At 71.4% G+C, this 20,878-nt stretch carries 20 protein-coding genes; 4 read left to right on the top strand and 16 right to left on the bottom strand.

All coding sequences use genetic code 11. From position 1 onward, the window contains the following. Positions 1-7 precede the first annotated feature (7 nt). The 5 genes from F4558_RS12370 to F4558_RS12350 form a co-directional block, all read right to left on the bottom strand. Positions 8-1,390 (bottom strand): carboxylesterase family protein, encoded by a 1,383-nt coding sequence (locus tag F4558_RS12370; RefSeq protein WP_167944095.1) that lies wholly within the window; start codon positions 1,388-1,390, stop codon positions 8-10. Between the two features lie 215 nt (positions 1,391-1,605). After that, positions 1,606-2,232, bottom strand: coding sequence for a response regulator transcription factor (locus tag F4558_RS12365; RefSeq protein ID WP_053652850.1), 627 nt, complete (start codon positions 2,230-2,232; stop codon positions 1,606-1,608). Next, positions 2,229-3,551 (bottom strand): sensor histidine kinase, encoded by a 1,323-nt coding sequence (locus F4558_RS12360; protein WP_167944093.1) that lies wholly within the window; start codon positions 3,549-3,551, stop codon positions 2,229-2,231. Before F4558_RS12360 ends, F4558_RS12365 begins: the two co-directional genes overlap by 4 nt. Positions 3,552-3,555: 4 nt before the next feature. Then, complete coding sequence (locus tag F4558_RS12355) at positions 3,556-4,002, bottom strand: ABA4-like family protein (RefSeq protein WP_053652849.1); 447 nt, start codon at positions 4,000-4,002, stop codon at positions 3,556-3,558. Further along, complete coding sequence (locus F4558_RS12350; RefSeq protein ID WP_167944091.1) at positions 3,999-4,928, bottom strand: hypothetical protein; 930 nt, start codon at positions 4,926-4,928, stop codon at positions 3,999-4,001. Before F4558_RS12350 ends, F4558_RS12355 begins: the two co-directional genes overlap by 4 nt. Before the next feature lie 165 nt (positions 4,929-5,093). On the opposite strand from F4558_RS12350, the gene F4558_RS12345 reads away from it, so the two are divergent. Next, on the top strand, positions 5,094-5,846 hold the full coding sequence (locus F4558_RS12345; protein WP_053652847.1) for a DUF8817 family protein: 753 nt from the start codon (positions 5,094-5,096) through the stop codon (positions 5,844-5,846). Positions 5,847-5,907: 61 nt separating this feature from the next. On the opposite strand, the gene F4558_RS12340 is transcribed toward F4558_RS12345, so the two are convergent. Together F4558_RS12340 and F4558_RS12335 are read right to left on the bottom strand one after the other, a co-directional pair. Beyond that, the gene (locus F4558_RS12340) at positions 5,908-7,431 is read right to left on the bottom strand and encodes a TROVE domain-containing protein (RefSeq protein ID WP_167944089.1); all 1,524 of its coding nucleotides are present in this window, start codon (positions 7,429-7,431) and stop codon (positions 5,908-5,910) included. Between the two features lie 858 nt (positions 7,432-8,289). Next, entirely contained in the window at positions 8,290-8,787 is a 498-nt protein-coding gene (locus F4558_RS12335; protein WP_053652845.1) for a YcxB family protein, read from the bottom strand. 118 nt (positions 8,788-8,905) lie between these two features. Here F4558_RS12335 and F4558_RS12330 point away from each other — a divergent pair, with 118 nt between their 5' ends. Beyond that, the gene (locus tag F4558_RS12330) at positions 8,906-9,370 is read left to right on the top strand and encodes a winged helix DNA-binding protein (protein ID WP_053652844.1); all 465 of its coding nucleotides are present in this window, start codon (positions 8,906-8,908) and stop codon (positions 9,368-9,370) included. Positions 9,371-9,528: 158 nt separating this feature from the next. Beyond that, complete coding sequence (locus tag F4558_RS12325; RefSeq protein ID WP_167944087.1) at positions 9,529-10,485, top strand: LysR family transcriptional regulator; 957 nt, start codon at positions 9,529-9,531, stop codon at positions 10,483-10,485. Here F4558_RS12325 and F4558_RS12320 read toward each other — a convergent pair. From F4558_RS12320 to F4558_RS12285, 8 genes are read right to left on the bottom strand one after another with little or no spacing between them, the layout of a single operon-like run. Beyond that, on the bottom strand, positions 10,410-11,648 hold the full coding sequence (locus F4558_RS12320) for a vWA domain-containing protein (protein WP_167944085.1): 1,239 nt from the start codon (positions 11,646-11,648) through the stop codon (positions 10,410-10,412). The two genes, F4558_RS12325 and F4558_RS12320, sit on opposite strands and share 76 nt — an antisense overlap. Beyond that, the gene (locus F4558_RS12315; protein ID WP_053652842.1) at positions 11,645-12,697 is read right to left on the bottom strand and encodes an SRPBCC family protein; all 1,053 of its coding nucleotides are present in this window, start codon (positions 12,695-12,697) and stop codon (positions 11,645-11,647) included. The genes F4558_RS12320 and F4558_RS12315 overlap by 4 nt, the downstream gene beginning before the upstream one ends. Beyond that, entirely contained in the window at positions 12,694-13,563 is an 870-nt protein-coding gene (locus tag F4558_RS12310; RefSeq protein ID WP_167944083.1) for an AAA family ATPase, read from the bottom strand. Before F4558_RS12310 ends, F4558_RS12315 begins: the two co-directional genes overlap by 4 nt. Then, the gene (locus F4558_RS12305; RefSeq protein ID WP_053652840.1) at positions 13,560-14,135 is read right to left on the bottom strand and encodes a nucleotidyltransferase family protein; all 576 of its coding nucleotides are present in this window, start codon (positions 14,133-14,135) and stop codon (positions 13,560-13,562) included. The genes F4558_RS12310 and F4558_RS12305 overlap by 4 nt, the downstream gene beginning before the upstream one ends. Before the next feature lie 3 nt (positions 14,136-14,138). Beyond that, positions 14,139-15,005 carry an XdhC family protein gene (locus tag F4558_RS12300; RefSeq protein WP_053652839.1) on the bottom strand — a complete coding sequence of 289 codons (867 nt, stop codon included), beginning with the start codon at positions 15,003-15,005 and terminating at the stop codon, positions 14,139-14,141. Between the two features lie 11 nt (positions 15,006-15,016). Further along, positions 15,017-17,407 carry an aerobic carbon-monoxide dehydrogenase large subunit gene (locus F4558_RS12295; RefSeq protein WP_053652838.1) on the bottom strand — a complete coding sequence of 797 codons (2,391 nt, stop codon included), beginning with the start codon at positions 17,405-17,407 and terminating at the stop codon, positions 15,017-15,019. Further along, complete coding sequence (locus tag F4558_RS12290) at positions 17,404-17,952, bottom strand: (2Fe-2S)-binding protein (protein WP_053652837.1); 549 nt, start codon at positions 17,950-17,952, stop codon at positions 17,404-17,406. The genes F4558_RS12295 and F4558_RS12290 overlap by 4 nt, the downstream gene beginning before the upstream one ends. A 2-nt stretch (positions 17,953-17,954) precedes the next feature. Next, complete coding sequence (locus F4558_RS12285; protein WP_053652836.1) at positions 17,955-18,827, bottom strand: FAD binding domain-containing protein; 873 nt, start codon at positions 18,825-18,827, stop codon at positions 17,955-17,957. Between the two features lie 118 nt (positions 18,828-18,945). On the opposite strand from F4558_RS12285, the gene F4558_RS12280 reads away from it, so the two are divergent. Next, the gene (locus F4558_RS12280; RefSeq protein ID WP_053652835.1) at positions 18,946-20,022 is read left to right on the top strand and encodes an XdhC family protein; all 1,077 of its coding nucleotides are present in this window, start codon (positions 18,946-18,948) and stop codon (positions 20,020-20,022) included. A gap of 72 nt (positions 20,023-20,094) precedes the next feature. Here F4558_RS12280 and F4558_RS12275 read toward each other — a convergent pair whose 3' ends face one another. Then, positions 20,095-20,634, bottom strand: a complete 540-nt coding sequence (locus tag F4558_RS12275; RefSeq protein ID WP_053652834.1) for a cupin domain-containing protein — start codon at positions 20,632-20,634, stop codon at positions 20,095-20,097. Positions 20,635-20,878: the final 244 nt, after the last annotated feature.

Raw genomic sequence — 20,878 nt, 5'->3', positions numbered from 1 at the left:
CTCGGCGTTACCCGAAGCGCTGGATACGCCCGGCCCGCCCCTCGTACTGCGGCCAACCCCGCGCTGTCAACGCCTGCGCGCCGCCGGCGGCGAACGCCAGCCAGGCCGCGCGCAGTGGGCCACCACGTGCGGCCACCTCGGCCCAGGTCTGCCCGGCGAGCATCGGCGCCTGCGCCCAGTCGGCCTCGTCGCCGAAGAGCAGCGGAAGGTCGCTGCAGTGGCAGGCGTAGTACGGCGAGGTCGGGGTGGGCCCGTCGATGCGGTACGCGAAGACCCGCGCGCCCGCCTGCGCCAACTGCCTGCCGAACCGCAGGGTGGGCCGGGTGAAGACCGAGCGGGTCGCGAACCGGATGGCAGCGTTCTCCACGGCCCTGCCCACAAGCGGCAGGTGCCGGGAGAGCGGGCCGCCGGCGAGGAAGTAGGCGATCTCGCGGTGGGTGGTGCCGAGCACCACCTCAAGGCCGGGAGCGCCCGCGCGCCAGGCGGCCCGCCAACCCGGCACGTCCGGCAGGGGAGACACACCGGCCACCGGCTGGTACGCCGGGGCGAGCCCGAATCCGCTGCGCGCGGCCACGTCCCGCTCGGCCAGCTGCTGCGCGGCGACGATCTCCGCGAGAGGCGCCTCCCGTGGGTCGCGTCCGAGCCGGGCCAGGAAGCGGTCGGCGACCCGGCCGGCCGCGCGCTCGCCGGCCAGCCCGATACCCAGCGGTGGACTCTGCAACACCGCCCGACGGAACAGCTGTCGGGCCTGCGCCACCCCGAGCAGGCAGGCGACCGAGTGGGCGCCCGACGACTGCCCCACAAGTGTCACGTTCTCCGGGTCGCCGCCCAGGTCGGCCGCGTTGTCGCGGACCCAGCGCAGCGCCTCGATCTGGTCCAGCAGACCCAGGTTGCCGGGGGAGATGCCCGGCGCCCGCAGGTAGCCGAGCGCCCCGAGCCGATAGTTGACGCTCACCACGACCACGTCGCCCTCGCGGGCGAGCCGGTCGGTGCGGTAGCGGTCCCAGGAGCCCGCGCCGGAACGGTACGAGCCACCGTGCAGCCAGACAAGCACCGGCCGCGCGGCGCGGTCGGCCGCCGGGGTGACGACGGTCAGGTTCAGGCAGTCCTCCGACTGCACGCCCACCTCGCACCAGCCGCCGGCTGTCGTGGCCCGGGCCGGAGGTTGAGGGCTCACGGCACCGTGTTCCCGCGCGTCACGGACCCCCGACCACTGCCGCTCCGGCACGGGTGCCGCGAAACGGTCGGCGGTGGCGTACCGGACGCCCCGCAGGACCGTGAGCCCGTCCGCTCGCTGGCCGCGCAGCGTGCCCCCGCGCACTGTGACCAGCACGTCCGTTCCAGCCGTCGCCGCGTCCGGGACACCTCGGAGGACCGGCTCCGACGTCACTGCCGATCCCGCCGCTCGGACGTCACTGTCACTCCGCCCTTCGGACGTCACTGCCCAGGCCCCGCCTCTCGTGGACGCCGCCCGCCGCCCGCGCGGTGGCGACGAGCAACGTGACGCGACAGCCACGGTAATCCGCCGCCCGTACGCCCGGAGCGTGGCGTCGTCGCCACGAGACGCATGTCATTCGTCCGTGGCGATCCGTCGGCCGCCGAGCCTCAGCGGCCGCTGGCGAACAGTGCCAGGCGTACCCGATTGGGGCTGTCGGTCTTGGTCATGAGGCTCGTGATGTGAGTCTTGACCGTGGTGACGCCGATGTGCAGCCGTTCGGCGATCTCGGCGTTGGTGAGGCCCTCGGCGACCAGGGCGAGGACGTCCTGCTCGCGGGCGGTCAGACCGTGCACCGGTCGCGGCGTCCCGACGCGGGCGTGCACGGCGCGCTGGACGAGGCGTTGCAGCACCTCCGGGCTGAACGGGCTGTCACCCGTGGCGGCGCGGCGGATGCCGTCCAGCAGCTCGGTCGGAGGTGCGTCCTTGAGCAGGAACCCGCAGGCGCCGGCCGTGAGGGCGGGGTAGAGGTGGTCGTCGTCGCCGAACGTGGTCAGCACCAGTACGCGGGCGGCGGGTCGTTCGGCGAGGATGCGGGTGGTAGCGGTGATCCCGTCGACGCCCGGCATGCGCAGGTCCATGACGACGACGTCGGGGACGAGCCGCGCGGCGAGGGCTACCGCGTCCCGGCCGTTGTCGGCCTCGCCGACCACCTCGATGTCGGGCTGCGCCTCGCACAGCATGCGCAGGCCCGCACGGATGAGGTGCTGGTCGTCGACGAGCAGGACACGGATCATGCCGGCTCCCGCTCTGACGAAGGCTCTGGCGAGGGCTCTGGAGTGGGCGACCCGTGCGGCGTCGCGCGGTCCCGGGGCACCGATCCGGCAAGCGTCAGGGCGCCGGATGCGTCGGCCAGGTGCGGGAGGACGGCGCGTACCCGCCACCCCGTTTCGGTGGCCCCCACCTCAAGACGGCCACCGAGGACGTCGACGCGCTCCCGCATGCCGGTGATGCCGTGCCCGCCGCCGCCAGGCACCACCGGCGGCCGGCCGCCGCGCTCACCGCTGGCCGGCACCAGCCCGCGCCCGCCGCCGTGGCCGTCGTCGGTGACCTCCCAGTGCACTGTGCCGTCCCGGACGGCGACCGTCAGGTGGGCCAGCGCGGCCGGGCCAGCGTGGCGGGCCACGTTGGTGAGCGCCTCCTGGGTCAGCCGCAGCACCGCCAGGCCCCGCACCGCGTCGAGCGCGCCGACGGCAGGGTCGATGTCGGCCTGCACGGTGATGCCCGCCCGACGGGCCCGGTCCACTGTCGCGCCGAGCGCCGCCGGGAGCGCCGACGGGTCGATAGCGGTAAGCGCCGCGTCACCGCGTACCCCGTCGGGATCGCGCAGCACCGCGACCAGCCGGCGCAGCTCCGACAGGGCCGCGGTGCCCGTGCCGTGCACGTCGTCGAACACCTCCTCCACCCGGGGGTCCAGGTCGGTGAGCACGTGCCGGGCCACGCCGACGCGCAGCACCATCGACGCCACGTGGTGCGCGACGACGTCGTGCAGTTCGCGGGCGATGGCGCTGCGCTCGTCGGCGCGCGCCGCCCGGCTCTCCGACTCGTGCCGGCGCTGCTCCTCCGCCGCCCGCTCCACCGCCTGCCGGCTGAGCTCCCTGTTGGTGCGGATGACAAGCCCGAGGAGCACCGGCACGCCGACCTCCAGGGCCAGCCCGACGACGCCGGAGGCCACTCTGTCGAACGGGTCGCCGATCGAGTCGGTCAGGTCGACAGCGGCCAGCGCCACGGCGGCCAACCAGATGGTGCGGGATCGGCGTGCCCGCATGGTGACCTCGAGCAGCGCCCAACTCGCGCCCACCTGGTTGATCATGATGTCGTCGACCAGGCAGATGGCGACCGCCAGCAGCGCGGCCTGCGCCGCCAGGTTGAGCACCGGCCGACGGTGCAGCAGCAGGCCGACCGTGAACGCGGCCACCGCGAGGATCCACTGTGTCCTCGTCGGCGGGTGACCGGCCTGCGTGCCGAAGACCAGGTAGCCCACCCCGCTGAGGTTGAGCAGCACCATCCGCACGAGCGTGTCCCGCGCGTCGAACAGTCGCCGCTCCCACGTCACCGGATCAGCCTAGGTGCTGTGGTGCGGCGGCACGAGGGTCCGGCCAGCGGGTCCGCACGCCCAGGTAGGCGGCCAGGCCGAGCGGCCCGAGCAGGATGGTCAGCACCAGCACCGGAGCCATGACCAGCGCCGGCACCCCCCGTTCCCGGCTGTCCAGCCACGCCCAGCGACCCACGAACAGATCGAACGCGATCATGTGTGCCCAGGCCGCCGCCGCGCCGTCGTTGGTGCCCAGCAGGTCGCGTATCCCGTCCACTGTCGGTGCGGCCACGGCCGGCAGCACCTCCCCGAGCGCCGGGATCACCAGCAGCCCGTAGATCACCACGACCGGCAGCACGATCAGCGGCGAGCCGATGATCCGGGCGGTCCACGACCAGCGCGGCAGCACGATCATCAGCGCCCAGAACGGCGCGGCCACCGCGAACGTCACTGTGAACAGCGTCGCGGTCATGCGGCCAACGTCAATTCCGTGCGGCGTCCGCGCGCCAGCACCCGGCCGGCGGCGGTAGCGGTCGCGACCACCAGGGCGGCCACGGCGGCCAGCGTGAGGGCGTCCGGGCGCAGCAGCGGCTGCCCGCGCAGGGCCTGCCAGGTCAACAGCAACGTGAGTACGCCGTACGCCGCGCCCGCGACGACCAGCAGCCGGGCACGGGTCCGTTCGTCCAGCCGCCTGCCGAGGAACCGGCTCAGCAGGATGGCCAGGATCGGCAGCGCCTGCAGGGCGTGCAGGCCCACGAAGTGCCCGATCCGCAGGTCGCCCCCGGTGGTGCTCCAGCCGACCAGCGGCAGGCCCGCACCGCCGTCGGGCACGCCCACGCTGTGCGCGCCGCTGATCCCCTCGATCCCCGGGTCCTGGACGGATAGCGTCATCGGCACCGCCACCAGCATGCCCAGCAGCGACAGGCCGAGCCCCCAACTGATGGCAGTCGCGGCGACCCGGTCCGGAATCCGTCGTATCAGCACCACGATCCCGATGATGACGTGCGCGACGAACAGCACCATGATCGACGCGCCCATCGCCGCGAAGATGATCCCGTTCAATGGGGTGGTGCCGTTGAAGTGGCTCGTCGTACCCCGTGCCACCTGCACGACGATCAGCGCTGTCTCGATCACCGCCATCGCGACGATGACCGTTGCCGCCCGCTCCGCGACCCGGATCCGGCGCGGCAGCAGGGAGAGCATCCAGGCAAGCGTCGTCCCGTACAGCACGAACGACACCGCGAACTTGAACGGCTTGAGCCAGATCGGCGAGCCGGTGAGGACCCGCGAGTCGACGACGATGCCGACCGCGCAGACGACGGCGAGCGCCGCCATCGAGGCGACGAGGAGCATGAGTGGGCGGTGCCAGTGCGCCGCCCGACGAAGTTCGAATCTCATGCCTGTAGATGCTTCTGGCTGGGCTGGTCGCCCGCGTCCGACCGGGAGCCCCGCCTGCGGCCGGCGGTCGGAGCGCCGCCTCCTCCCTAGGTAGGAGACGAAAGGCGCGCGACGCCTCGTCGGCGCTGGCACAATGGCCGGCCTGTCTACGGGATCGGAAGTGGCATGACGACCATCGAGGAACGCGTCCAGCCCAACGAGACCACAGTGCCGCTGCTGCACTGCGTGTCACCGGAGGCGACACTGGCGTTCTGGCGCGCGCTCGGCTTCGACGTGACCTACGAGCAGACCAGACCGTACGTGTACCTGGCCTTCGCCTGGAGTGGGTTCCAACTGCACTACGGCTCCGCGCCGAAGGACCTGGACCCGACGAAGGAGACCACCGGCGGCTGCCTCGTGATGGTGGACGAGGTCGCGCCGTACCACGCGGCGTTCACCGAGGCGATGCGTCGCACGTACGGCAAGGTGCTGGTCAAGGGCCTGCCCCGGATGACCCGCTACCGTGCCGGCGCGTCGCGGTTCACCATCTTCGACCCGTCGGGAAACTCCATCGTCTTCATCCAGCGCGACGAGCCGCAGGATCTGGAGTACGGCGGGTCGAAGGAGTTGCAAGGGCTGACCCGAGTGCTCGACAACGCGCGGATCCTGCGCGAGTTCAAGATGGACGACCGGGCGGCCTACCGGGCGCTGGACTCGGGGATGCGACGGCGGGCCGAGGACGCGCCGGTGGTCGAACAGGCGAAGGCGCTCGCCGGGCTGATCGAACTGTCAGTCGCGCTGGGCAAGACCGATCGGGTGCCCGAATGGGGAGCCCGGCTGCGCGAGCTCACGTTGACCGAGCCGGAGCGTACGCAGGTCAGCAGCTACGTCGCCGACCCGGTCCTGCTCGAACCGTGGTGGCGGCCCGAGGCGACCTGATGCCCGACGACCGGAGGCCGTGACCGGCGGCCTGACCGGCGAGGTATCGGCACCCCGCCGGTCAGAAGGGCCACTGGTCGCGGGACCCGGCCTCGATGAGCGGGATCATCGCGAACGCGGCGTCGGACAGGCCTCCGAAGGTGTGCCGGTTGTCGACGGTCGGCGTGTGCCCGGCCCGGTATCCGGCCAGGTTCCACGTGTACACGGGCACCTGTGCGGGCACCGCCGCCGCGACGTCCGCCCTGCCGTGCCAGTGAGCCTGCTCGTCGGTGAGGATGACCACCCGGTCATGCCGGTCGTAGTGCTCCCGTACCGCATTCTCGGTCTCCGTCCCCATGCCGAGGAAGTAGCCGTCGTCCTTGAACCGGCGCACCGCCGCCAGCACCGACTCACCCGCCACCGACGGGAACACCCGGCTGGCATTGGAGAACGACACCACAGTGGCAGCCTGCGCCCGTGCGGCCAACGCGAGGCCGAACACCGTGGCGGCGTCCCAGAAGCGCAGCGTGCCGTCCTTGCTGAACGGACTCTGCATCGAACCGGACGTGTCGATGAGGATCAGGGTCCGTCCGTCCAGGGCCGGCACGTTCACCAGGGCGTGCTGCAACGCGGTCTCCAGCGGGTACGCCCACCGCAGGCTCGGCGCGGCGTTGAACGCCGACAGGAAACGCATCGGCAGCACCCGTGAGCCGGCGACCTGGCCCGGGTCGGCGAGCCTGGCCGCCACCGTCTGCGCGACAGCGTCACTGACGCCGGCCTGGTCGAAGTTGCGCAGGTTTCGCAGCAGCGCCAGGTAGCCCATGTTCGGGATGATCGACTCCCACGCCGCGTCGTCCAGCGCGCTCTGTCGCCACCCGGCCAGGGCTTCCCACGTCATACCGGCCGCGCCCAGCACCGTCGGATCGGTGACCTCCCTGCGCTGCTCGACAGGCAGCGCCATGAGCGCGTGCCGCGCCGCCAGCATCCCGAGCGACGCCGGCAGCGGATTGTCCCGCCCGTGCCGGCGGTCCAGCGCGTGCCGGAACAGGTCGCCCTGCCGCTCGTCCCTCGCCGTGGGGTGGGTCAGGTCGATGACGTCGCCGAACCGCACCGGGTTTCCGACGGAGTCGTACTTGAGCAGGCTCCGCTCGGTGTACAGCCGCACCGCCGCGTCGGCGATGCCCCGCTTCACCGGCTTGGACAGGGTCCGGCCGTGGCGGGCCAGCCAGTACGCCAGAGCCTCGCCCGGCTCGTCCGCACGCTGCAACGCGGCGTCCACGACCGCCCGCGAACCCGGCACACCTGCGGCGACCTGGGCCCGGGCGCCCTCCAGGGCCGCCACCACGGACGCCGAGCGCATCATCGCGCCGGTCCGCAGCCACGGTACGAAGCGGGCGAACCAGTCGACATCGGCGACGGCGACGGTGGCGACGAGGTTCCGGAAACGGGCGTCCCGATCAGTGGCGCCCTCGTAGAAGGTGTCCTCGCCGACCATGTTCGACACACCGAGTAGGAACAGTTCGAGGCGCGGCTCACGGGTGAACGCGGGCGCACCCTCGGCGGTCACCGACCGGAGGCGGCGCGGTTTGAGGTTGAACTTGGCCATGACGTCCCCCACGTCAGTCGGCCGGGGAGCGCCACCGCACCACACACCCGAGATCAGAGTCGGCCACGGACAAGTCCGCCGTTCTGTCCGTTGAACCATCCACCAGAAGGTGTCGGGGGAGTCGAACCCCCATCTGCGGATCCGAAGTAACCGTTGCCTGCGCACCGGGTGTGTGGCGTGGTCGCGCTCCCCGAAATCGAGGTCTGTCACTGCTTCGTCGGGGCCTGAAACCCTCCGGAGGTGACAGTTGTTGCGCACCGGGAGGTGCGGTCACGACCGTAGCCGTGGCGGCGGCAGCCGGGCAACGGAGTTTGCGATCTTGTGATTGACAAAAGTGGTCACACCGCACGTCCGAGATCAAGTGTGGACACGGTTTTGCGGGTTCGAACCGCGGGCCCTTACCGGGCCTTTACCAGAAGTAGCCGTGTCCGTCGCACCGGCCGTGCGGCGTGAGCGCGCCTCCCGAGATCGAAGCGGCGACGGCGACCGGCCCTTGCGGGCCAAGGTGACCTGGGCCGCTGGTCGACACCACCCGAAGTGGCGGTGGGATTCGAACCCACGTCTCCCCTTTGAGAGAGGAAGTAGCCGTTGCCTGCGCACCGGGAGGTGCCCCACGACGTTAGACCGGCGCATCCGCGCCGGCAAGCCCATTCGGAGCGCCCGCGAACCCCTGAGCCTCGCCCTGCCGGGTCAGCCGCGATTGGCGGGGACGCCTACTCTCTCCGCCATGGGAGCAATCAAGCCGTGGCATCTGGTCCTCCTGTCCCTCTGCTGCCTCGTTCCGACAGCGGTGGCGATCGTCGGGGGCGTCTGGGCGCTTCGTCGACGTCGTACCCCTCGCTGAAGCCGCTCAGCGTCTCAGCGGGGCTGGAGCAGCCCACGGTCGGTCATGAAGGCCCGCAACGTCTCGTCGTCATCGGCGGTCATCAGACGGCGGGGGATCACCGTCGCCGGCATCCTGTCGACGTACACGATCCAGAACTCCGGGGTGTCCGTCACCTCGGTGACCCCGTCCCAGGCGATGCCGCCGGACTCCGAGCCGCTGCGCATCATGATGTTGTCGTCGGTGATGTCGTAGGCGCCCTCGACGGCGTAGCGACCGGAGCGGCGTCGGGCGCGCCAGCGCACCCACGGCGCGTACAGCATCGACAGCACGCCAGCCACGACAAGCGTCAGGTACAGCGACGAGAACCGGTCGCCCCCGGCGAAGCCCCGCGAGACGACGAAAGCGATCACCCCGACCGCCACCAGCACTGCGCCGATATAGCTGAACCGGCGCAGCCGGACACCGCTCAGCGCGGCGGCCACGCGGCCCGGGTACGCGGGATCGGCTGGGACGTCGAAACGAATGTGCACGCCAGAACGATAGTGCCCCCACCCGCTCCGGGGCCGCACCCCGCTGCCATGCGCTTGAGCTGAACCCTGGTTGAGGTTCTACGTTCGTCGTGACCGATCACCGCGGGAGGCGCATCTCATGACGATGCAGCAGTTGTCCGACGTCGAGCTCGCGCGCCAACCTGCCGCCTACTGGACAGGCGTCGCCTACGAAGCTCTCATCGCCTTCACCCGTGCCCGGCACGCCGAGCACGGCTTCACGCAGCCCCAGTTCTGGCTGCTGCGCAACCTCTCCGCGAACGACCTTCTGCCGCAGGGCGGCGGGATGACCATCGCCGAACTCCGCCAGGCGATGAGCTCGTATCTCCGGGCCGAAGACGATCTGGACGCCGAAGCGGAGGTTCTGCTGGAGCGCGGGTGGCTGGTCCGTGACGACGAGGGAAGGCTGCGGATCACCGAAGCGGGGGAAGAGGCTCGCGTCACTCTCGCGCTGCACGCGCCGGCCGTCCGGGCCCGCATCCACGAGGGCATCGATGACGCGGACTACGTAACGACCCTCAAGGTGCTCCGACAGATGATCCGGAACACCGGCGGCTCGGCGTAGTGACCTCCAACCGCCGCTGCCGGTGTCACCCTGCCACCAGGCCCGAACGTTACGACGGCCCGGTGACGCAGGGTGGCGGTGGGACGCCTCAGCGGGCATGATCGTGGTTCGTCTCGACGGAGAGCCGAACCACGCATGGCGGGGAGGTGGGTGCGGCGATGACCCCGACGCAGCTGCGCGCGTACGTCGCCGTGGTCCGGCTGGGGTCCGTCAAGCAGGCCGCCGCCGAGTTGGAGGTCTCCGAGTCGGCCGTCTCCCTGCACGTCGCGCAGTTGCGCAAGGAGTTTGGCGACAAGCTGTTCACCAAGACGGCGGCGGGGCTGGCGTTCACGCCGGGCGGGCTCCGGCTGGCCAGCCGCGCGGCGGAGCTGCTGGGCCTTCAGGACCGCACGATGCTCGAGGTGAGCGCCGCGAAGCGCGGCCGTCGGCTGTTGCGGGTGGCGGCGTCCAACCTGTTCGCCGAGTTCGCCGCGCCGGGGCTCATCGAGTTGTTCGCGAAGCGGGCCGCCGACCTCGACGTCGAGTTGAGTGTGCGCGACCCGGGCACATTCGAGTCACTGTTGCTGACCCGGGCCGTGGACATCGCTGTCGGGCCACGGCCGCTTGTCGTCGACGACGCCATCACCTGCCGGCCGGTGATGAACTACCGGCTGGTGCTTGTCGTCGGCCCGGACCATCCGCTGGCCGGTGTATCGGCGTCCCCGGGGCAGTTGCGGGAGCAGACCTGGCTGCTCGGCCCGTCGGCTGCCACCGACCTGGGCGCGGTTCCGGCGCTGCTGCGTCGGCTGGCTGTGCCCGACGACCGGCAGCAGATCTTCCAGAGTCACGCTGCGGCGCTGGGGGAGGCCAAACGGGGCAGGGGCGTCGCACCGGCGCTCGCTTTCACCGTCGCGCCCGACGTGCGCGACGGTCAGCTCAACCTGGTGATGGGGACACACGCGACGGTCGAGGCGGTCTGGTATTCGCAGGTGCTCACCAGCCCCGGTCCGATGTCGGCCGCCGCCGAACTGTCGCGGTTCTCGTCGACACCCCGGGCGATTCAGGCGATGATGCGCGGCGCGGGTGTCAGCGTGGGCCACTTCAAGCCGTCGGTGCACGTGACACTCTGGAGCTGACGGGCGACGACGAGCAAATCCTGGAACGTACCGGCCGGCAGCATCCGATCGCAGTAGGGCAGCGCCGCGGCCATGCCCGCCGTCCGGGGAGCGAACCCGGGCGCGCCGGCCCGGGGATTCAACCAGACGATCCGGTACGCGCGGCGGCGCAGCCGGGCCATCACGGCGGCGAGTTCGTCGGGCGGGTCGCTGTCCCAGCCGTCCGAGCCGATCACCACAACGGCCCCGCGAACGACGTCCGCCCGCTGGCTGGTGAGCAGGGCGCGCAGGTTCGTGGCGATGCGGGTGCCGCCGTACCGGTCGGTCACGGCCACGCTTGCCTGCGCGACCGCCTCGGCCGCCGAGCTGTGCCGCAGCACCACAGTGAGCCGGGTCAGCGTCGTCGCGAACGCGAACACCTCCGCCTCGGCGACCACCGCGAAAGCCCGCATCAGATGCAGGTACGCGGTGGCCTGCGCCCGCATCGACTCACTGACGTCGCAGAGCAGCACGACCCGACGGGGTCGCCGTACCGCCCGTTCGCGGACGACCTCGACGGGCTCCCACCCGGTCCGGCGAGCCCTGTTGATGGTGGCCCGTAGCGCGATGCGCCCCCCTGCCGCGCTGACGGCGTGCCGTCTCGTGCGCCGGGTCGGCCAGCCGACGATGGCTTCACGCAGCGCCTCACCGAGCATCGTGACCTGTGCGGCGTTCAAGTCGTCGAACGGCCTCTCGGCGAGCCCGGCGAGGGCGCTGGGTCGCCGCTCGGGCAGCCGCAGCGCGCTGTCCGACTCCGGCGCGTCGGCGACGGCGGGCGGCAGCGTCGCCCACGGCAGGCCACCGCCAGGCCCGTCGTCGGCGGTGCTCGTCGGCACCGGCACGTGGACGTCGTCGCGGTCTCCCGCAGGCGTCGCGGACCGGTCCGGTGGTGGCAGCGGCGGAGCGTCCTCGAAGACCGCCGCGAAGACGCTGTCGAATGCTGTCAGGTCCGCGTGCCGCCGGACCAGGCTGACCCGGGCGGTCCAGTAGAGCGTGGACATGTCCCCGGGCGGGCTGGCATCGAGAGCCCGGACGAAGTCGTCGACCTCGGTGAGTCCTGCCGCAACGCCGGCGTGCCGCAGCCGGCCCGCGAACGCTACGGCGAACGCCGCGCGGTCGACCCCGCGCAGCAGGCCGGGGCTCACCGCCGCGCGACGAGCCAGGCGATCACCGCGCCGACCGCGACGAGACCGACGACAGCGGGTACGAGTCGCTTGGTGATCGATCCGCCCGCGAGGCTGAGCAGGTCGAGCGCCTCCGGTTCGGCAGCCGGCGCGGTGCGCCCGTCGACGGCCGACGGCCTGCCCTGTGCCGGCCCGGGGGTGGGGTGCCCCATGACGGCCCGCTCGTCCGTCGACGGGTCGGCGGGGGACGGCTCGCCGGCCGACGGGTCGGCGAGCGGCGACGGCTCGGCGGGAGCCTCGGTGATCGGGGACGCGGTGATCGCTGTCGGCTCGATCGGCGACGGCGCGATCGGGGACGGGTCGATCGGGGAGGGCGCGACGGCGGCCGTGGCGGGGGTGGTGTCGACCGCAGTGGCGGACGCGGCCGGGGACAGTTCGGGTGCCTCCGGCGCGATGGGGGCGGACGCGGCGGGATCGTCCCCGCTTCGCGCCGCCGGTACGGCCGCGGCGTCGCCTCCGGCGCCCCGCACTTCAGCGACGGTCGGCGGAGCTGAGACGGTCTGCGGCGCTGAGACGGTCGGCTCGTCCGCGGCTGCCGGTGCCGCTACGGCGGTCGGCGTCGTCTGCTCGGCTGCCAGCTTCGCCTCCAGGTTGGCGACGAACTGGGCCAGCAGTTTGCCCGACACCTCCTTGATCATGCCGCTGCCGAACTGGGCCAGCTTCCCCGAGATCTTCAGGTCGGTGTCGACGCTCACCAGCGTACGGTCGCCGTCGGGCCGGAGTCGGGCGGTGACAAGCGCGGACGCGTTCCCGGTCGACCGGGCGTCGCGGCCCTTGGCGTCGATCACCCCGCGGTACGCGGCGTCGTCCTTCTCGACGAACTGCGCGGTGCCCGCGAACTCCGAGATGACAGGCCCTACCTTGACCTTCACCTTGCCCCGGTAGACCTCACCGTCGACGCCTGTCAACTGTGCGCCCGGCAGGCAGGGCGCGATCCCCGCCAGGTCGGTGAGCACCGCCCACGCCCTGTCGATCGGAACGGCGACAGTGAACTCGTTGGTGATCTTCATGGTTGGCTCTCCTGGTAGGCGCCGAGCGCGGCGGCGACCACTGCGCGGTCGTCGGGGGTCTTGGCGATGGTGCCGATGGTGTGCGCGACGTCGTCGGCGGCCAGGTCGGCGGCACCGAGCACGGACAGCGCGGCCACCCAGTCGATGGCCTCGGCCATCCCGGGCGCCTTCTCCAACTCCCGGCCGCGTACGTCGCCGACGAACTGGACGGCCGCACGGATCAGCGGTTCGGTGGCACCCGGCACCGCCCGGCGGACGATCTCCACGGCGCGGGCCGGTTCGGGGAATTCGATCCAGTGGTAGAGGCAGCGGCGGCGCAGCGCGTCGTGCAGCTCGCGGCTCCGGTTGGAGGTGAGCACCACGACCGGCGGCGTGCGGGCGGTGAACGTACCGAGTTCGGGGATGGTGATGCCGGCCTCGCCGAGGAACTCGAACAGCAGCGCCTCGAACTCGTCGTCGGCGCGGTCGATCTCGTCGATCAGCAGCACCGGAGGGACCGGCCCCCGGTGGCGTAAGGCCCGCAGGATCGGCCGTTCCTGGAGGTATTCGGCGCTGAACAGGTCCGCGTCGGTGAGTCGGGCGTGCTGTGCCTCGGCGAGCCGGATCGCCAGCAGTTGTCGCTGGTAGTTCCACTCGTAGAGCGCCTCACCGGCGGTCAGCCCCTCGTAGCACTGCAACCGGATCAGCGGCGTCTCCAACGCCCTGGCCAGCGCCTTCGCGGCGGCGGTCTTGCCGACGCCCGGCTCGCCCTCCAGCAGCAGCGGCCGACCGAGCCGCAACGCCAGGAAGAGGGCCATCGCCATGCCGTCGTCGACCAGGTAGTCGACGGCGTCGAGGCGGTGCCGGACGGTCAGCGCGTCCTTCATGCCTCGCCCGCCAGCAGGCGCTCGTAGTCCGCGCGGGTGTCCACGTCGATCGGCACCGGCCCGTCGACGGGCACCTCGGTCACCGGGTGGCGGCCGGAGTGCAGTAGCTTCCACACGGCCTTGTCGCCGTGCAGGTCGTACAGCTCGGGAATGACCTCGCGGGCGAAGCGGAACGGATGGCCCAACCCGTCGACGTACCGGCAGACGGCAAGCGGGGTGGCGGCCGTGGCGACCCGGCGGACGTCGGCGGCGCGGACGCCGGGCTGGTCGCCGAGGAGCAGCACGAGCGCGTCGGCGCGCGGGTCCACAGCCCGTGCGGCGGTGCTGACCGAGGACCCGCAACCGCTGCTGAACTCCGGGTTCTCGACGACCTGGCAGCCGGTGAGGTCGACCCGGTCGCGCACCTCGCCCGCCGCGCCGCCGAGGGTGACGAGCAACTGGTCGAAGCCGCACGAGCGAGCCAGGTCGAGGGTGGCGTCGAGCAGTGTCCGCCCCCGGTACGGCAGCAGTTGCTTCGCCTCGCCGAGCCGCACCGATGCCCCCGCGGCGAGCACCAGGCCGGTCAGGAACACGGGTTACGCCGCCGTGTAGGTCGCGAGGCAGCCGGCGCAGCAGAACCAGACGTCCTGACCGTCGACCCGGGCGTGCGGGGTGTCCGGCCCGATCAGAACTGTCATCCCGCACACCGGGTCGACGGACTGCTCGGGCCTGGTGACGACCGCGCCCGCGGCCGGGCGCAGGCCGTCCACCCGGATGGCACGGACCACCTCGGACAGGATGGACAGCGCGATCTCCTGCGGCGTGTGCGCGCCGATGTCGAGGCCGGCGGGCGAGTGGACGAGGGCGCGTTCGGCGTCGCTCAACTCCAGCTCGTCGAGCACGGCCGCGCCGCGCTTGTGGCTGGCGACAAGCGCCACGAACCCCACGCCCGCGTCGAGGGCCGCCCGGATGGCGTCCTGCTCGCCCCTGCCCAGCCCGGCCACCACGACCGCCGTGCAGCCGGCGTAGTCCTCGGAGGTCACGACGTCGAAGTCGAGGAACCGGGCGAGGGTCGCCACCGCGTCACTGATCGGTGTGGCACCGACAACGCGCAGCGCCGGCGCGGGCAGCCTCGGCTGGAGGAAGATCTCGATCGCGCCGCCGGAGTGGCACGGGTTGACCACCACCCGCGCCCCCGGCGCCTCGGGAAACGGCGCCGATTCCTCCGGCAGCACCCGCAGCAGCACGGCGGTGCCGTCGCGCAGGGCGTCCAGGGCAGCCGCCCGCACCGAACCCTCGGCGCACACCCCACCCACGAAGCCCTCGATCGAACCGTCCGAGCGGATCACCGCGGCGTCGCCCGGCCGGGCCGACGTCGGCTCCTGCGCGCGGACCACTGTGGCGTGCACGAACGGCTCCCGAGTGACTGTCAACTCCTGGGCCCGCTCCGCGATGGTGGTCATCGTCGGCCCTCTCAGATCGGCGGCCGGGCCTGGCCGCGCATCGCGTCCCAGACCCGCGACGGCGTCAGCGGCATGTCGGCGTGGCGTACGCCGAAGGGCTTCAAGGCGTCGATGACGGCGTTGACGATCGCCGGCGGCGAACCGACAGTTGCCGACTCGCCCACGCCCTTCGCGCCGATCGGGTGATGGGGCGACGGGGTGACGGTGAAGCCGGTCTCCCAGTCGGGCACTTCCAGCGACGTCGGGATCAGGTAGTCCATCAGGGATGCGCCGAGACAGTTGCCGTCCTCGTCGAACGCGATCATCTCCATGAGGGCCATGCCGACGCCGTCGGTGAGCCCGCCGTGCACCTGCCCCTCGATGATCATCGGGTTGATCCGGGTGCCGCAGTCGTCGACAGCGATGAACCGTCGCACCGTCACCTGCGCGGTGCCCGGGTCGATGTCCACCACGCAGATGTACGCGCCGTGCGGGTAGGTCAGGTTCGACGGGTTGTAGCAGATCTGCGCCTCCAGCCCGCCCTCGATGCCCTCGGGCAGGTCACCAGCGCCGTGCGCGCGCATGGCGATGTCCTGGATCGTGACGGACCTGCCCGGGTCACCGGCGACGTGGAACGACCCCTTGTCCCACTCCAGGTCCGCCACCGAGACCTCAAGCATCGCGGAGGCGATGATCCGGGCCTTGTCGCGGACCTTGCGGGCCACCAGGGCCGCCGCCGCACCCGACACGGGCGTGGAGCGGCTGCCGTACGTGCCGAGGCCGAACGGGGTGTTGTCGGTGTCGCCGTGCAGCACCTCGATGTCGGCCGGCGGAATCCCGATCTCCTCGGCGATGATCTGCGCGAACGTCGTCTCGTGCCCCTGACCCTGCGACTGCACGCTGAGGCGTACCACGGCCTTTCCGGTCGGGTGGACGCGCAGCTCGCAGCCGTCGGCCATGCCCAGTCCGAGAATGTCCATGTTCTTGCGCGGCCCGGCGCCGACGGCCTCGGTGAAGAACGCGATGCCGATGCCCATCAGCTCGCCGCGGGCGCGCTTTTCCGCCTGCTCGCGGCGCAACTCGTCGTAGCCGGCCATGTCCATCGCCAGCCGCATCGTCGGCTCGTAGTTGCCCGAGTCGTACACCCAGCCGGTCTTCGTCGTGTACGGGAACTGCTCCGGCTGGATGAAGTTCTTCAACCGCAGCTCGGCCGGGTCCATGCCCAGCTCGTCGGCGAGGCAGTCGACGATCCGCTCGACAAGGTAGACGGCCTCGGTGATCCGGAACGAGCAGGCGTACGCGACGCCGCCGGGCGCCTTGTTGGTGAAGACCGCTGTCATCTTGCAGTACGCGGCCTCGATGTCGTAGCTGCCGGTGAACACCCCGAAGAAGCCGGCCGGGTACTTCACGGGCGCCGCGGTGCCGTTGAACGCGCCGTGGTCGGCAAGCACATTGGTGCGGATGCCGAGGATCCGGCCGTCGCGGGTCGCCGCGATCTCGCCGCGCATGATGTAGTCGCGGGCGAAGCCGGTGCTGATGAGATTCTCCGACCGGTCCTCCATCCACTTCACCGGCTTGCCGGTGACGATCGAGGCGACGATCGCGCAGACGTACCCGGGGTAGATCGGCACCTTGTTGCCGAACCCGCCGCCGATGTCCGGCGCGATCACCTGGATCTTGTGTTCGGGCAGGCCAGCCACGATGGCGTAGAGGGTGCGGTGCGCGTGCGGCGCCTGGGTGGTCGACCACAGCCGCAGCTTGCCCTCGACGGCGTCGTAGTCGGCGACCGCACCGCACGTCTCCATCGGCGCCGGGTGCACCCGGGGGTAGACGAGGTCCTGGCTGACCACGACGTCGGCGCGGGCGAAGACCGCCTCGGTGGCCGCCTCGTCGCCGGTCTCCCAGTCGAAGCAGTGGTTGTTCGTCTTGCCTTCCAGGTCGTCCCGGATCAGCGGCGCGTCCGGCTCCAACGCGCGGCGGGCGTCGATCACCGGCTCCAGGATGTCGTACTCGACGTCGATCAGCTCCAGCGCGTCGCGCGCCAGATAGCGGTCGTCGGCAACGACGAACGCGACCTCCTGACCCTGGAAACGCACCTTGTCGGTGGCGAGGACCGCCTGCACGTCGTTGGAGAGCGTGGGCATCCAGGCAAGGTTCTGCTGCGCCAGCGCGGCGCCGGTCACCACAGCGCGCACCCCGGGCGACGCCTCGGCGGCACTCGTGTCGATGCTGACGATGCGCGCGTGTGCCACCGGCGACCGGAGGATCGCCAGGTGCAGCATGCCGGGCAGTTGGACGTCGTCGACGTACCGGCCGCGCCCGCGCAGGAACCTCGGGTCCTCCTTGCGCAGCATCCGGCCGTACCCGACGGGTTTCTGGTCGTTGTCGTGGAACGTGTCCACGCGCTCGTGCACGGTGGTCATGCGACGGCCTCCGCGGGCTGGCCGGCGTTGTCGATCTCGCCGGCCTCGGTCGATTCGGTGGTCTCGGTGACAGTGGCTGCGGCCTGCGCCTCGGCCACGGCGGCCCAGCGGACCGAGCGGACGATCGTGGCGTACCCCGTGCACCTGCAGATCTGACCCGAGATGGCCTCTCGGATCTCCGTCTCGCTCGGGTCGGGGTTGCGGTCGAGCAGCGCCCGTGCGGTCATCATCATCCCCGGCGTGCAGAAGCCGCACTGCAGGCCGTGGCACTGCATGAAGCCTTCCTGGACCGGGTCGAGCTGGGCGCCCTTGGCGAGACCCTCGACGGTACGCACCTGGTGGCCGCCGGCCATCGCCGCGAGCACGGTGCACGACTTCACCGGCTCGCCGTCGAGCCAGACCACGCAGGTGCCGCAGTTGCTGGTGTCGCAGCCCCAGTGCGTGCCGGTCAGACCCAGCACGTCCCGCAGGAAGTGCACCAGCAGCAGCCGGGCCTCGATCTCCCGGGTGACCTCGACGTCGTTGACGGTCATGGTGACCTGCATGCTCAGCTCCTCGCCCGTTCCACGGCCCGGCGCAGGGTCCGCCTGGTCAGCTCGACGGCCAGATGCCGCTTGTAGTCGGCACTGCCGCGCTGGTCGGTCACCGGGTCGCAGCTGCGCGCCGCGATCGCCCCGGCCTGCTCGTAGAGGGCCTCCGAGGGCTCCTGCCCGCGCAGCGCGGCGGAGATCTCCGGGATTCCCGTCGTGTTGGGACCGACCGCCGCGAGTCCGACCCGGGCGTCGGCGATCACGCCGCCGTCGAGCCACACGGCAGCGCCGGCCGACACCACGGCCCAGTCGCCGGCCCTGCGCTCCACCTTGGCGTACGCGCTGCCGCAGCCCGGCCGCACCGGTAGCCGTACCTCGACGAGCATCTCGCCGTCGGCGACGGCGGTCTCGTACGGCCCGACATGGAACTCCTCCATCGACACGACCCGCTCCGCGCCGCCCGGACCGCGGATCACGCACCGCGCGTCAAGCGTCGTGCAGACCGCCGAGAGGTCCTCGGAGGGGTCGGCCTGGCAGAGCGAGCCGCCCAGCGTGCCCCTGTTGCGCACCACCGGATCGGCGATCACCCGTTCCGCGTCGGCGAAGATGGGGAACGCCGCCGCCAGCACCTGAGAGTCGAGCAACTCCCGGTGCCGGGTGAGCGCGCCGATCCGCACCTCGTCCGGGCCGGACTCGATGTAGCCCAGCTCGCCGTGCAGGTCGTTGATGTCGATCAGATAGTCGAAGTTGGCCAGCCGAAGCTTCATCATCGGCAGCAGGCTGTGCCCGCCGGCGATCAGGCGGGCTGTGCTGCCCAAACGCTCCAACAGGCTGATCGCATGGTCCACACTGGTGGCTCGCTCGTACTCGAACGGTGCCGGTACCTGCATGTCGTACCTCCGCAGTCCGGTGCAATCTGAGGCCGGCGGTGGTCAAAGTCAACGGCGACCTAAGCAGTTGCTTAGGTCGCCGTTGACGGTGCCGCAGGCCCTCGCGGATGGTGCGGCCATGCGGGACATCGCCGACGGGCTGACGGACTGGCGCACTCGTGGCGTCGCGTTCGCCGTCGCGACAGTCGTCCGGACATGGCAGTCGGCACCTCGGCCTCCGGGCGCGGCCATGGCGGTCTCCGCCGATGGCGAGGCGCTGGGCAGCATCTCGGGCGGCTGCGTCGAGGCCGCCGTGTACGACCTCTGCCGCACCGCCATCGAGACCGGGACGGCCCACACCGCGACCTACGGTGTCAGCGACGACGACGCGTTCGACGTCGGTCTGACCTGCGGCGGCACCATCCAGGTGCTCGTGCAGCCGGACGTCGCGTTGACCGAGCCCGACGAGGTGCTGGCAGCGATTCGCGACGGCCGTCCGGTCGCCACCGCGACGATGGAGAACGCGCAACTCGTGATCTGGCCCGATCGGATCGCGGGCAGCCTGGGCGCACCCGACCTGGACGACGCGGCGGCTCGACAGGCGGCCGGGATGCTCGCCCTCGGCACCACCGGCACGCTTCACCTTGGACGGCAGGGCGAACAGCGCGGCGACGACGTGAGCGTGTTCGTCCAGTCGTACGTGCCGCCGCCCCGGATGATCATCTTCGGGGCGATCGACTTCGCCGCCGCGATGGCCCGGATGGGCACCTTCCTCGGTTACCACGTGACGGTCTGCGACGCCCGACCCGTGTTCGCCACCCGCTCGCGTTTCCCGGCCGCCGATGACCTCGTCGTCCAGTGGCCGCACAAGTACCTGGAGTCGACGACCATCGACGACCGCACGGTGCTCTGCGTCCTGACCCACGACCCCAAGTTCGACGTGCCGCTGCTCCAGGTCGCCCTGCTCACACCTGCCCGCTACATCGGCGTGATGGGCAGCCGCCGTGCACACGACGACCGGATGCGCCGGCTGCGCGAGGCGGGTGTGGGCGAGGGCGCGTTGGCCCGGCTCTGCTCGCCGATCGGCCTGGACCTGGGTGCGCGGACGCCGGAGGAGACGGCGGTGGCGATCGCCGCCGAGATCACCGCGCGGGCCTGGGGCGGTTCAGGTCGCCCGCTCAGCGAACTCGACACCCCGATCCACCACGCCGCCTGACCTGACGCGGCTCCGCCGGCATTCGCGGTGTGCGGACCTGCCTGTCGCGCAACGGTCGCCGGTCCGCCGCGCTCACGCCCAGTCGTCGCCGCTGGGCATCAGGATCATCTGGTGGGCGTCCAGGGCGTCCGCCATCGCGGCGAACCTCTCGGCTGTCCATTCCGCAGGCGGATTGCCCGACGGGTCGGGATCGTCGGCGAAGTCGAGAAAGAACTGCTCGGCTCCGGCCGGCGTGTAGAAGACCATGAGCCGGGCCGGCTCGTCGCTCAGGTTCTTGAACGCGTGGCGGGTGAGGCGCGGAACGTAGACGAAGTCACCGGGCCCGGCGTCGAAGGTGCCCGCACCGTTGATGAACCGGAATTTGCCGGACTCGATGTAGAACGCCTCGTCCTCCGCACCGTGGGCGTGCGGGATGTTGCCGAAGCCGGGCGCGACGTCCATCGACATGAGGCTGAGCTTGCCATCGGTTTGGTCCCCGGTGACCTTGACCAGGGTCGACTCGTTGCCACCGTTGACCAGCTTGGGGATTCCCTCGTCCCGACGTACCACGAAGCCGTTCGCCGCCGTCCATAGTGGACTGCCGGGATCCGGCACTGGACGCTGTTGATTCATGCCGCACACACCTTTGCACGTCTATTTTCGGACGGGGACTCCCGGACCTTGTCGGCGGGCGTCCGCCGCGGCGTCGAATTCCGGATTGTTGATCGCGGTTTGCGATTTCCGGCGCCATGGACAAAGCTAGCGCCGCAGTCGCACGTGATTCAACAAGACGTATGCGAAAAAGGCGTGAGTAGCCACACGACGGGTGAATTGAACTTCCGTGCGGCTCGTCCGTCTCAAACTGCCGATTCGCCGC

Source organism: Micromonospora profundi (assembly GCF_011927785.1).
In the GTDB taxonomy this organism is placed as follows: domain Bacteria; phylum Actinomycetota; class Actinomycetes; order Mycobacteriales; family Micromonosporaceae; genus Micromonospora; species Micromonospora profundi.
This window is presented reverse-complemented; position numbering and strand designations above follow the sequence as displayed.

Bases quoted from the DNA above. Each gene is read 5' to 3' on its own strand.
- F4558_RS12295 (WP_053652838.1), bottom strand. From the start codon at position 17,407: ATGACCACCGTGCACGAGCGCGTGGACACGTTCCACGACAACGACCAG.
- F4558_RS12280 (WP_053652835.1), top strand. From the start codon at position 18,946: ATGCGGGACATCGCCGACGGGCTGACGGACTGGCGCACTCGTGGCGTC.
- F4558_RS12365 (WP_053652850.1), bottom strand. From the start codon at position 2,232: ATGATCCGTGTCCTGCTCGTCGACGACCAGCACCTCATCCGTGCGGGC.
- F4558_RS12275 (WP_053652834.1), bottom strand. From the start codon at position 20,634: ATGAATCAACAGCGTCCAGTGCCGGATCCCGGCAGTCCACTATGGACG.
- F4558_RS12290 (WP_053652837.1), bottom strand. From the start codon at position 17,952: ATGCAGGTCACCATGACCGTCAACGACGTCGAGGTCACCCGGGAGATC.
- F4558_RS12340 (WP_167944089.1), bottom strand. From the start codon at position 7,431: ATGGCCAAGTTCAACCTCAAACCGCGCCGCCTCCGGTCGGTGACCGCC.
- F4558_RS12345 (WP_053652847.1), top strand. From the start codon at position 5,094: ATGACGACCATCGAGGAACGCGTCCAGCCCAACGAGACCACAGTGCCG.
- F4558_RS12350 (WP_167944091.1), bottom strand. From the start codon at position 4,928: ATGAGATTCGAACTTCGTCGGGCGGCGCACTGGCACCGCCCACTCATG.
- F4558_RS12310 (WP_167944083.1), bottom strand. From the start codon at position 13,563: ATGAAGGACGCGCTGACCGTCCGGCACCGCCTCGACGCCGTCGACTAC.
- F4558_RS12355 (WP_053652849.1), bottom strand. From the start codon at position 4,002: ATGACCGCGACGCTGTTCACAGTGACGTTCGCGGTGGCCGCGCCGTTC.
- F4558_RS12315 (WP_053652842.1), bottom strand. From the start codon at position 12,697: ATGAAGATCACCAACGAGTTCACTGTCGCCGTTCCGATCGACAGGGCG.
- F4558_RS12300 (WP_053652839.1), bottom strand. From the start codon at position 15,005: ATGACCACCATCGCGGAGCGGGCCCAGGAGTTGACAGTCACTCGGGAG.
- F4558_RS12325 (WP_167944087.1), top strand. From the start codon at position 9,529: ATGACCCCGACGCAGCTGCGCGCGTACGTCGCCGTGGTCCGGCTGGGG.
- F4558_RS12285 (WP_053652836.1), bottom strand. From the start codon at position 18,827: ATGCAGGTACCGGCACCGTTCGAGTACGAGCGAGCCACCAGTGTGGAC.
- F4558_RS12330 (WP_053652844.1), top strand. From the start codon at position 8,906: ATGACGATGCAGCAGTTGTCCGACGTCGAGCTCGCGCGCCAACCTGCC.